Origin of the sequence: Pseudomonas aestuarii, assembly GCF_027988105.1 — a bacterium.
Classification (GTDB): Bacteria; Pseudomonadota; Gammaproteobacteria; order Pseudomonadales; family Pseudomonadaceae; genus Aquipseudomonas; species Aquipseudomonas aestuarii.
Genome location: NZ_JAQJZJ010000012.1, coordinates 158351 through 169422, shown reverse-complemented (window position 1 = coordinate 169422; position 11072 = coordinate 158351). Strand labels below are relative to the sequence as shown.

11 protein-coding genes are annotated in these 11072 nt (G+C 62.3%); 10 read left to right on the top strand and 1 reads right to left on the bottom strand.

Annotation, left to right across the window (positions count from 1 at the left end; genetic code table 11):
• The 4 genes from PH586_RS21425 to PH586_RS21410 form a co-directional block, all read left to right on the top strand.
• On the top strand, positions 1–224 hold a 224-nt coding region (locus tag PH586_RS21425; RefSeq protein ID WP_271349828.1), incomplete at its 5' end, for a hypothetical protein.
• Positions 225–227: 3 nt separating this feature from the next.
• Entirely contained in the window at positions 228–1607 is a 1380-nt protein-coding gene (gene dbpA, locus PH586_RS21420; RefSeq protein WP_271349827.1) for an ATP-dependent RNA helicase DbpA, read from the top strand.
• 457 nt (positions 1608–2064) lie between these two features.
• On the top strand, positions 2065–3507 hold the full coding sequence (locus tag PH586_RS21415; protein WP_271349825.1) for a TldD/PmbA family protein: 1443 nt from the start codon (positions 2065–2067) through the stop codon (positions 3505–3507).
• The gene (locus tag PH586_RS21410; protein ID WP_271349824.1) at positions 3507–4832 is read left to right on the top strand and encodes a TldD/PmbA family protein; all 1326 of its coding nucleotides are present in this window, start codon (positions 3507–3509) and stop codon (positions 4830–4832) included. The genes PH586_RS21415 and PH586_RS21410 overlap by 1 nt, the downstream gene beginning before the upstream one ends.
• Before the next feature lie 87 nt (positions 4833–4919).
• Here the strand turns inward: PH586_RS21410 and PH586_RS21405 are convergent, their stop codons facing one another.
• Positions 4920–5651 (bottom strand): substrate-binding periplasmic protein, encoded by a 732-nt coding sequence (locus PH586_RS21405; protein ID WP_271349823.1) that lies wholly within the window; start codon positions 5649–5651, stop codon positions 4920–4922.
• A 753-nt stretch (positions 5652–6404) separates the two neighbouring features.
• On the opposite strand from PH586_RS21405, the gene PH586_RS21400 reads away from it, so the two are divergent.
• From PH586_RS21400 to PH586_RS21375, 6 genes are all read left to right on the top strand, one after another.
• Positions 6405–6995: a hypothetical protein gene (locus PH586_RS21400; protein WP_271349822.1), complete on the top strand. Its 591-nt coding sequence runs from the start codon at positions 6405–6407 to the stop codon at positions 6993–6995.
• Between the two features lie 95 nt (positions 6996–7090).
• Positions 7091–7966, top strand: coding sequence for a toll/interleukin-1 receptor domain-containing protein (locus tag PH586_RS21395; RefSeq protein ID WP_271349821.1), 876 nt, complete (start codon positions 7091–7093; stop codon positions 7964–7966).
• 100 nt (positions 7967–8066) lie between these two features.
• Positions 8067–8378, top strand: a complete 312-nt coding sequence (locus PH586_RS21390) for a hypothetical protein (protein WP_271349820.1) — start codon at positions 8067–8069, stop codon at positions 8376–8378.
• A gap of 252 nt (positions 8379–8630) precedes the next feature.
• Positions 8631–9659 (top strand): ABC transporter substrate-binding protein, encoded by a 1029-nt coding sequence (locus PH586_RS21385; RefSeq protein WP_408637020.1) that lies wholly within the window; start codon positions 8631–8633, stop codon positions 9657–9659.
• Positions 9656–10417 carry an ABC transporter permease gene (locus PH586_RS21380; protein WP_271349818.1) on the top strand — a complete coding sequence of 254 codons (762 nt, stop codon included), beginning with the start codon at positions 9656–9658 and terminating at the stop codon, positions 10415–10417. Before PH586_RS21385 ends, PH586_RS21380 begins: the two co-directional genes overlap by 4 nt.
• Entirely contained in the window at positions 10410–11072 is a 663-nt protein-coding gene (locus tag PH586_RS21375) for an ATP-binding cassette domain-containing protein (RefSeq protein WP_271349817.1), read from the top strand. Before PH586_RS21380 ends, PH586_RS21375 begins: the two co-directional genes overlap by 8 nt.

The following is an 11072-nucleotide window of genomic DNA, read 5'->3' as shown; positions in this document are numbered from 1 at the left end:
GGCCTCGGAGCGCAGCGACAGCCCGCCAAATGTGTGGCGTACCGGTGATCGACGGGGCACTGCCTGCGGCGAGTGGCAGCCGACAAATTGCGGATTGCTCGAGGATATTGGTCGGCGCCAAGACCGCCACGGCCGGCTGGCGCGATGCTGCCCCCGGTCGCACTGGCAGTAACGCCAGCGTCGCCGCCTGCTACACTGCGCGTCATTTCGATTTTCAGGCCTGAACCGTGACCAACACCGCATTCTCCTCACTGCCGCTGTCCGCCGCCATGCTGGCGAACCTCGAGTCGCTCGGTTACACCGAGATGACCCCGATTCAAGCGCAGAGCCTGCCGGTGATGCTCAAGGGCATGGACCTGATCGCCCAGGCCAAGACCGGCAGTGGCAAGACCGCGGCCTTCGGCGTCGGCCTGCTCAACCCGCTGAATCCGCGCTACTTCGGCTGCCAGGCGCTGGTCATGTGCCCGACCCGCGAACTGGCCGACCAGGTGGCCAAGGAAATCCGCCGGCTGGCCCGTGGCGCCGACAACATCAAGGTCCTGACCCTGTGTGGCGGCGTGCCCTTCGGCCCGCAGATCGGCTCGCTGGAGCATGGCGCGCAGATCATCGTCGGCACCCCGGGCCGCATCCAGCAACACCTGGCCAAGGGCACGCTGAAGCTCGACGGCCTCAACACCCTGGTGCTCGACGAAGCCGACCGCATGCTCGACATGGGTTTCTACGACAGCATCGCCGACATCATCGGCCAGACCCCGAGCAAGCGGCAGACCCTGCTGTTCTCCGCCACCTACCCGTCGAGCATCAAGCAGTTGTCCGCCGCCTTCATGCGCAACCCGCAGCAGGTCAAGGCCGAGGCCATGCACGACGACGCGCAGATCGAACAGCGCTTCTACGAGATTGCCCCCGAAGAGCGTATGGACGCGGTGGTCAAGCTGCTCGCCAGCTTCCGCCCCGAGTCCTGCGTGGCCTTCTGCTTCACCAAGCAGCAGTGCCAGGAAGTGGTCGACCACCTGAGCGCCAACGGCATTTCCGCCGCGGCCCTCAATGGCGACCTGGAACAGCGCGACCGCGACCAGGTGCTGGCGATGTTCGCCAACCGCAGCCTGTCGGTGCTGGTGGCCACCGATGTGGCCGCCCGCGGCCTCGACATCGACGCCCTGGACATGGTGATCAACGTCGAACTGGCGCGCGATTCGGAAATCCACATCCACCGCGTCGGCCGCACCGGCCGTGCGGGCGAGAAAGGCATGGCCATGAGCCTGGTCGCACCCGCCGAAGGCCATCGCGCCCAGGCCATCGAGACCCTGCAGAAGAGCCCGCTCAACTGGCACCCGCTCAGCAGCCTCAAGACCAAGGCCGGCGAGCCCCTGCAACCGCCGATGATTACCCTGTGCATCAGCGGCGGCCGCAAGGACAAGGTCCGCCCCGGCGACATCCTCGGCGCCCTCACCGGCGATGCCGGCATCCCCGGCAGCCAGGTCGGCAAGATCGCCATCTTCGACTTCCAGGCCTATGTCGCGGTCGAGCGCAGCATGGCCCAGCAGGCCCTGAAACGCCTGAGCGAAGGCAAGATCAAGGGCCGCACCCTGCGCGTGCGCTCGCTGTAAGGCACTCGCCACGGCGCGCCGTGGCGACACCTTGGGCCTTGAGAGCAGCCCTGCGGTCTGCATTCGCCGCGGGGCGCGCCTCCCACAACAGCCTGGCGCTGCCCGCGCACCTGGAGGCGGCCCGAGCCGGGGCGATGCTTCTGCCCTTGCTGCCTGATCCAGAAACCCGCCCACCCGCTTGTCGCAAACCCCATCCCTGGGCAATCATGGCGCTTGCAGTCGGTTGTCGCCGGCATCCTCCAGCAGGCTGTTGAAAAACTACCTACGTTGCCGATGCGTCGTTAAAAACAGGCTCGTGCGCGAGTCCGATCAAAAAGCTCATTTACAACACGTAAAGTCGAATGCGACCCCAGTCGTTTCTTCGCCTGTTTTTGCCTAGCCTCGACTGCCTCGCCTACGCTTTTCAACGGCCTGCTAGCGCCGCTTAGCGCGGGCGCCACAGCACAGGAGCCGCCCTATGTTCGAGGCCTTCGCCACACTCAAGCAGCACTTCGCCGCCCTGCGCAGCGACGCCGAATACTGGTCGCTGCGCTATGTGCGCGAAGACCACCAGCAGCTGGCGATGCGCAAGCAGGTGGCCGAACCGCCGCGCTTCAGCCGCGATCAAGGGGCGATGCTCAGTGTGCGGCTGGCCGGGGTCGAGGCCTACGCCGCGACCAGCGACCTGTCGCGTGAGGGCCTGCAGGCCGCGCTGGAGCGGGCCACGGCGCTGGCCCGGCGGATTGCCCCGCAGGCCTTGCTCGACCAGCGCGCCCTGGCGCCCTCCAGCGAACGCGGCGAGTACCGCTCGCCCGGCCTGGAGCAGGCCTTCCCCTCGCTCGCCGAGTGCTACCAGCTGCTCGCCGCCGAGTCCGCCGCCGTGCCCAACGATTCGCGCCTGGTCAATTGGCGGGTCGGCCTCGACCTGACCCAAGTCGAGCAGCTCTACCTCAACAACAGCGGCGCCGAGTTGCACCAGGCCCAGCGTTTCGTCTACCCACACCTCAGCGTCACCGCCTATGACGGCCAGGACAGCCAGACCCGCAACCTCGGCGGCGCCCACCTCGGCCAGCAGGGCGGCGCCGAGGTGATCGAGCGCCTGGGCCTGATCGGCGCCGCGCCGCAGGTCGCCGACCAGGCCCTGCAACTGCTGCTCGCGGCCAACGCGCCGAGCGGCCCGCGTGACCTGCTGCTGATGCCGGATCAGATGATCCTGCAACTGCACGAATCCATCGGCCACCCGCTGGAGCTGGACCGCATCCTCGGCGACGAGCGCAACTTCGCCGGCACCAGCTTCGTCAAGACCGGTGACTTCGGCCAGCTGCAATACGGCTCCAGCCTGCTCAACGTGACCTTCGACCCGCAGATCCCCGAGGAGCTGGCCAGCTACGCCCATGACGACGACGGCAGCCCGGCGCGCCGCGAGTACCTGATCCGTGACGGCCTGCTGCTGCGCCCCCTCGGTGGCGCCCTGTCGCAGTGGCGCTGCGGCCTGGCGGGCGTGGCCAACAGCCGCGCCTGCAACTGGAACCGGCCGCCGATCGACCGCATGGCCAACCTCAATATCGAACCGGGCAACCACAGCCTGGAACAACTGATCGGCGGCATCGAACACGGCATCCTGATGGCCAGCAACCGTTCCTGGTCGATCGACGACGCGCGCAACAAGTTCCAGTTCGGCTGCGAATGGGGCCAGCTGATCGAGCACGGCCAGTTGCGCGGCGTGGTCAAGAACCCCAATTACCGTGGCATCTCCAGCCAGTTCTGGGGCTCGCTCGCGGCCGTCGGCGACGCCAGCACCCGCGAGGTGCTCGGCACCGCGCACTGCGGCAAGGGCGAACCCAACCAGGTGGTGCGGGTCGGCCACGCCACACCGGCCTGCGTATTCAGCCAGGCCGACGTATTCGGCGGAGCCGCCTGATGGACAACCTGAAGCAATTTTCCGCGCTGAGCGAATGGCTGCGTGGCGCACTGAACCCAGGCGAAGAATTCAGCCTCGGCTACAGCGCCGAATCCTCCGAATTCATCCGTTTCAACCAGGGCAAGGTGCGCCAGGCCGGCCATGTGCAGCAGGCCAGTCTGACCCTGCAGCTGATCCACGACGGCCGCCATGCCGAGCTGCAGGTCACCCTCAGCGGCACGGCGCCGGACGATCGTCAGCGCCTGGCCGACGCCCTCCAGCACCTGCGCCAGACCCTGCCGCTGCTGCCGCTCGACCCTTACCTGCAGCTCAATCGCGAGGCCTGGCACAGCCATGTGCTGCAACTCGAAGCGCTGCCGGACAGCGCCGCCGTGGTCGAGCAGATCGGCCAGGCCGCACAGGGCCTGGATCTGGTCGGCTTCTACGCCGCCGGCCCGATCAGCCGCGGCTTCGCCAATTCCAGCGGCGCCTTCGGCTGGCACCAGGCGAGCAGCTTCAACTTCGACTGGAGCCTGTTCCACGCCAACGGCCAGGCGCTCAAGGCGCAATACGCCGGCCAGACCTGGCAGGCCGAGGTCTTCGCCCGGCGCATGCAGCAGGCGCGCGAGCAACTGAGCTATCTGGGCCAGCCGGTGCGCACCCTGGCGCCCGGCAGCTACCGCGCCTACCTGGCGCCCGCCGCCCTGCAGGAAATTCTCGAACTGATGAGTTGGGGCGGCTTTTCCGCCCAGGCCCTGGCCGACAAGGACAGCCCGCTGCAACGCCTGCATGCCGGCGCCGCCAGCCTCAGCCCGCTGCTGAACCTGCATGAGCAGGTCAGCGATTCCCTGACCCCGGCGTTTTCCAGCGAAGGCTACCCGCGCCGCGACCTGAATTTGATCCAGGCCGGTCAGCCCGGCGAGCAACTGGTCAGCTCACGCAGCGCCGCCGAATACGGCCTGCCGGCCAACGGCGCCAGCCCCTGGGAAAGCCCGCAGGCGCTGGCCATGGCCGCCGGCAGCCTGGAACAGGACCAGATCCTCGCCCGCCTCGGCACCGGCCTGTACATCGGCAACCTCTGGTACCTCAACTACTCCGACCGCCCGGCCGGGCGCCTGACCGGCATGACCCGCTTCGCCACCTTCTGGGTCGAGGACGGCAAGCTGCAGGCGCCACTCGCCAGCATGCGCTTCGACGACAGCCTCTACGACCTGCTCGGCAGCCAGCTCGAAGCCCTGACCCGCGAACGCGAGCTGAGCCTGTCCACCAGCACCTATTACCAGCGCCACAACGGCTCGACCCTGCTGCCCGGCGCCCTGCTGCGGCGCCTGACCCTGACGCTCTAGCTCGCCAAGACCTGTCGCCCGATCAATGCGCAGGCGTAGGGCGGGTGCAACCCGCCACCCTCGGTCTGGAAGGAGGCAGATCCTCGATCAAAGCCCGTGCCGCTGCAGAATCGCCGCATAGCTGCCATCGGCATGCATGGCGACAATGGCCCGGTCGAACGCCTCGGCGATCGCCTGATGCTGAGGGTGACTGCGGCGGATCAGGATATGCAGGCCGTTCTCGCTCAACGGCTGCGCCACGAACTCCAGTTCATCACGGATCTCGCTCAGCTCGCGGCCGAGGTGATAGCGCGCGACTATCTCGTCCTCCAGAGTCAGCTCGACCCGCTTGGCCTGCACCATGCGCGCGGCACTGACAAAACTGCCGACACCCACCTTGTACAGCCGCGGGTCGCTGTTGAACGCGGCGGAATAGGCATAGCCACGCACCACCGCGATACGCTGGCTATACAGATCGGACAATTGCTCGAAGCGGATGGCGCTGCCCTTGCGCCGCAGCAAGCGGATGCGGTTGATCAGGTAGGGCTGGGAGAAATAACCGAAGCCGGCGCGCTCCTCGGTATACCAGGCGTTGATCAGCACATCGTAGTCGCTGCGCTGCAAACCGCGCACCGCCCGCTCCCAGGGCGCCTGCCCATAGGTCGTGGCATAACCGGCACGACCCAGCGCGCTGCTCACCAGATCGGAGGCCACACCATTATTCAGCAGGGTCTGGTCATTGAACGGCGGCCAGGGGTCGGCCACCAGCCGCAGGGTCTGCGCCCATACGCCCAGCGGTACCAGCAAAAACGACAAGCACAACGCACGCAGTCCATTCATCACGGGCTGTCCACAAGGCAAAGATTTCAGATTGGTCAGTTCCCATGATTCCAGCGGGTCTGCCAGCCATATTGGTTATAGCCGTACGCAAGCACCCTGCGGGTTGCGAGATAACCGCAACAGGCCATTTATAAACTACCCGCGTTGGCAATGCTGCGTTAAAAACGGCCTGAAAATGCCGATTACAGTAAGTGAACTGCGCTTTCGACCATTTGCCTTGCCTTGCCTACCTCGCCCAGGTTTTTAACCGCCTGTTAACCCGCCCACGGATCCCCCCGGTGGAGCCGCCGACAGCCATCAAGCGGCAGACCGGCTTCGACAGAGGCAGACAAAAGACGGATTGCTGCTCAGACGACAAATACTATAAGGTCGAACCACTTTAGCTGGCCCGGTGCCATCCTGCGCACCCGCCGTTACCAAAGGGAGTTTGGTATGCATTGCACCTCAACCGAATGCCCCAGGCTTGCCACCCCGGCGCCCCGGCATATCGCCCCAGCTCATCAATGCTCAGCATCCGCGCCGCACACCAGCGGCAAGCTGGCCAGGCAGCGCTTTTCCACAGCGTATCGGCTGCCTGAAAACACGCGCTCACGCGAATACCCGCGGCTGACTGACGTTGCAGGTAATACCTTGATCTGTAGAGCTATTACGGTAGAGGTCGTTAGCTTGCGTGCGGACTTATCTAGAATTCTGCGTTATTCAGTAATGCAGAATTCCGTCTAATCACTGTTATACCTAGAATGGATAAATGCCATGCCGCTAGAGTACTTAAAGGAATTAATATCGCTAATTGATGTAGTTGCATGGCCGGCCACGGCAATAATTGTTATTTGCGCACTCAAAGGGAAAATCCAAGAGCTACTACTAAAACACAAGGATACAGAGATACATTTGAAGCTGAAAGAAATCGGCAAGAAGAAAGCCGAAGCAAGCGTCCTAATTGAACAAACAGAATCTGAAATTACAAAACTAGAACCAAGTAAAAGCATAAATGCAATAAAGGAAAATTTAGAGAAAATTAAAGCCTTAACATTAGGAAGCCTAGAACAGGAAGTAAATTTTCTAGCCAAAATATGCACAACAAATGAAGCTGGCGAAAATGCCAATGGGAAATATACAGTTTACAATAACGGCCTTGTTACTCAGTCCCTAACAATAAGTGCTGGAGCCATATCAAGAAAAATCATGGTTGTGTTTCCTTGCGCATTCCAGAGTAGCGAGGTTTCCGTAACATTCGTAGGCGAGGAAATACCTAGCATTTTTGATATTCGCTCCACCTCAATGACTATCGGTCTTGAGCAGCCGAACAAAAAACCAATAAAAATTATCCTAAGCGGCATGTAAGGTATAACAATGCGCTCAAATCGCTCGCTTCGCTCACTGGGACGGGCTAAAGCCCGCCCCTTAGCTTAATCGTTATACATATGGAGTTGAAATCGATGACCGTCAGCGTCTTCTTAAGCCATAACCACAAAGACAAGGCATTTGTTAGAAAACTAGCAGCTGATCTAGATGCTCATGGTGTTCGGTACTGGCTTGACGAAGCCGAGATGAAAATTGGCGACTCTTTAATCCAAAAAATAAGAGAAGGGATTGACAGCGTTGATTACTTTGCTGTAACGCTATCGCCAAACTCAGTCGAGGCTCCATGGGTCGTCAACGAGCTTGATGTTGCCATGAATTACCAAATAAATGGCCGCCCCATAAGAGTGCTGCCAATTATGCTAAAAGAATGCGAGCCGCCAGGTTTTTTGATCGGAAAGCTCTACGCTGACTTCCAGAACGAAAATCTATATGAAGAATCTTTCAAGACCCTAATAAATAGCATCGGCGTCGTATTTAATAGAAGCGTGATGCGATCTGAAAAATCTCATAACACCCTCGGAACAGCCACAGACAAAGCGCTCGCCAAAAACTTGCCAATGCTGTCAAAACCTTTTCATCGACCATTTCAATACATGGGTATGTCTATTGATAAGGCCGAGAAGGAGGTGGATGTAAAAGCAAACGAAGTGGGAAACATTATTGTTGAAAACAATGAGTGCCGCATGCTACTTGAGGCAGAGGGCAATTTTATTAGCTATGTTGAAGTTAAGCTAAAGCGAACTGCACCGCATTATCAAAATCAAGAATTTGACTCAGAAGTAGTTTTGGGAGCTTTGAGCATAGGTCTATCCGAACTTGAGCTAGCTCGTAAGCAAACGCACTGCCATACTTACTACGATCATAGAAGAAAACTTAAGGTCAGCGTTTCGTGTCAGTACGATGAAGCTCCTTTGTGCATTGGATTTAGCTCAAAGTATTACGGCATGTAGTCCTAGCGCACGTATAACAAATGGTTCGCTTCGCTCACTGGGACCGGCTAAAGCCGGCCCCTTAGCTTAATCGTTAGGCAATTCAAGGAGTAGATACCACGTGAAATATTCAAAGTACGCACAATTAATCATGAGTGCTTTTATTTTTCCAATTACTGCTCAAGCCGAAACCGTTGCAGAGCGATATCCTGGCCCATGGGAGTATGAATTCAATTTCGAAATGACAAGGGCGTTGACCAAGGCGGAAGTTGGGAGCTGCGGACACTTTAAGTACCGTGCAAGCTCAATGGATAGAGGCGAATATCTCGTATACTGTACAAGCGACTCCGAAAACTGGACCGCCTATATGGTCTGGCCAAATATTGAAAAAGTCCTTGGGCCATATCAGATAGATGAGAGCTTAAACGAGTAAAGCCAACCTCATGCGCCATCTACACGAGCCTAACAAATGTATATGGACTCACCCCACAAGTAGTGAGTAACGCTTTCCCCACCGCTGTCGTCCGCGCGGTTGCATGCATATACCCGGCCGCTACTGGGCGTTGCCGCTGAAGCGCCGCTGCGAGGCTAAGCGCTGGATAATTCCATGCCCCCGACCATCGCAGCAAACAACAAACACCAAAGTAGTATTCGTGCCGGGCGCCGGGCTTCGTACCCTGAAGCGATGATGCGTTTATTGCTGTTCCTCGCCCTGCCGGTTGTCCGCGCCCTGTCTGCTGCGCGTGTCGCGACTGCGGCGCTGTGGTTGCTGGCGTTGTTCGGTGGCTCGAGCGCGCTTGCCCAGTCGTCCGAGACGGGCAATCCCCCGCTGCCGGTGCTGACCCTGAGCGTGCTGCAGTTCGGCACCGCGCACTGGGAGTTGGAGCATCTGCAGCGCCGCCAGCTGGATCGGGCCCAGGGCTTTGAGCTCAAGGTCAGGTTGGTGGCCGATTTGCCGGCGTCGCGCCTGGCGGTGGCCAGTGGCAGCGTCGATGGTGCCGTGGGCGATCTGCTCTGGGCGCAGTCGCGTTATGCCGCCGGCACGCCCTACCTGTATCTGCCGTTTTCGGCGCAGATCGGCGAGGTGGTGGTCGCCAGCGACAGCGCCATCGAGCAGGTGGCCGATCTCACGGGCAAGCGCATCGGCGTGGCCGGCGGGCCTGTGAGTCTCGGCTGGCTGTTGCTGCAACAAGTAGCCCGCCAGCAGGGTATCGATCTGGCCCGCGCTGCCGAGGTGCAATTCGCCGCGCCGCCGCTGCTCAGCCAGGCCCTGCGCCGGGGTCAGGTGGATGCGCTGGTGACCTATTGGCACTTTGCCGCGCGACTGCGCGCCGGGGGCGGCAGCCGTAGCGCCTTTGCCCTGGCGGACCTGCTGCAGGCGCTGGGCCTGAACCCCGACCTGCCGGTGCTCGGCTACGTCTTCCCGCAGACCTGGGCCGCCCAACACCGGGCGTTGCTCGAGCAGTTCGAACGGGCGCTGCGCCAGGGCAAAACCGAGCTGGCCGAGACCCCGGCATATTGGGACGCCATCAGGCCCTTGATGCGCGCCGAGGACGACGCGGTGTTTGCCGCGCTGCGGGCCGGCTTCGTCGAGGGCACCCCCGAACCGCTGGATGCCGGGCGCATCGCCGACCTGCGCCGCCTGCTGAGCCTGACCGGGGCCAAGCCGGCGCAGCTGATGCCGGAAACCTTGTTCTTTCGAGCCGAGCGATGAAACCGCCACGCTGGGCCTACTGGATCATGCTGCCGCTGGCCGTGGCGCTGTGGGCCTTGATCGCCGCGCTACTCAAGACGCCGCTGCTGCCCAGCCCGAGCGCCGTACTCGGTGCACTGTGGCAGGCGCTGCAGAGCGGCGACCTGCAGCAGCACCTGGGCGTGACCCTGCGCCGAGTGCTCATCAGCTTTGTCCTGGCGATGCTGCTCGGCGCGCTGCTGGGTGTGTGGATGGGCCGCTCGCCGCTGGCCAATGCGCTGTTCGATCCGCTGCTGGTGCTGTTTCTCAATCTGCCGGCGCTGGTCACCATCATCCTGCTGTATGTCTGGTTCGGCCTGGTCGAGGTGGCCGCCATCCTCGCGGTGGTGATCAACAAGGTGCCGAATGTCGCGGTGACCCTGCGCGAGGGCGCGCGCAGCCTCGACCCCCGGCTGGAGCAGATGGCCGAGGTCTACGCCTTCAGCCGCTGGCAGCGCCTGGCGGATGTCTGGCTGCCGCAACTGTTCCCCTACCTGATGGCCGCGACCCGCGGCGGCCTGGCGTTGATCTGGAAGATCGTGCTGGTGGTCGAGCTGCTCGGGCGCTCCGACGGCATCGGCTTTCAGCTGCACATGGCCTTTCAGGTGTTCGATGTGGCGAGCATCCTGGCCTACAGCCTGGCCTTCATCGCGGTGGTCCAGTTGATCGAGCTGGCGCTGCTACAACCCCTGGAACGGCGGGCCTCGCGCTGGCGTGAAGCGGGAGCGCAGCATGCTTGAGCTGCAGATCGACGGCCAGGCCAGCGGCCATCCGGTGCTGGGCGCCATCACCGCCCGGGTCGCCGCGGGCGATCGCATCTGCCTGCTGGGGCCTTCCGGGATCGGCAAGACCACCCTGCTCAATGGCATCGCCGGGCTGGATCGGCGCCTGGGCGGACGGATGATCCAGCGCAGCCGCACGCTGCGGATCGGCTACCTGTTTCAGGAACACCGCCTGCTGCCCTGGCGCAGCGTGCGCCAGAACCTGGCCATGGTCGGCGCGAGCAATGCCGAGATCGAGCGGCTGCTGACCCAGGTCGGCCTGGCCGACGCCGCCGAGGCGCTGCCGGATCAGCTGTCGCTGGGCATGGCCCGCCGCGCCGCGCTGGCCCGCAGCCTGGCGATCAAGCCGGACCTGCTGTTGCTCGATGAGCCCTTCGCCTCGCTGGACCCCGATCGCGCCGCCGAACTGCGCCGCCTGATCACCCGGCTGCTGGACGCGCACCCGCGCATGGCGATGATCTGCGTCACCCACGACGCCCGGGACGCCGACGACCTGGCCAACCGGCTCTGGTACCTCGATGGCGCCCCGGCCGAACTGTTATGGGATCAGCCCTTGACCGCAGCCACCAGCGCCAGCGGTATCAGCGAGCGCTTGCGCGCGCCCTGCGCCTAA

Bases quoted from the DNA above. Each gene is read 5' to 3' on its own strand.
- PH586_RS21415 (WP_271349825.1), top strand. From the start codon at position 2,065: ATGTTCGAGGCCTTCGCCACACTCAAGCAGCACTTCGCCGCCCTGCGC.
- PH586_RS21410 (WP_271349824.1), top strand. From the start codon at position 3,507: ATGGACAACCTGAAGCAATTTTCCGCGCTGAGCGAATGGCTGCGTGGC.
- PH586_RS21405 (WP_271349823.1), bottom strand. From the start codon at position 5,651: ATGAATGGACTGCGTGCGTTGTGCTTGTCGTTTTTGCTGGTACCGCTG.
- PH586_RS21400 (WP_271349822.1), top strand. From the start codon at position 6,405: ATGCCGCTAGAGTACTTAAAGGAATTAATATCGCTAATTGATGTAGTT.
- PH586_RS21395 (WP_271349821.1), top strand. From the start codon at position 7,091: ATGACCGTCAGCGTCTTCTTAAGCCATAACCACAAAGACAAGGCATTT.
- PH586_RS21385 (WP_408637020.1), top strand. From the start codon at position 8,631: ATGATGCGTTTATTGCTGTTCCTCGCCCTGCCGGTTGTCCGCGCCCTG.
- PH586_RS21380 (WP_271349818.1), top strand. From the start codon at position 9,656: ATGAAACCGCCACGCTGGGCCTACTGGATCATGCTGCCGCTGGCCGTG.
- PH586_RS21375 (WP_271349817.1), top strand. From the start codon at position 10,410: ATGCTTGAGCTGCAGATCGACGGCCAGGCCAGCGGCCATCCGGTGCTG.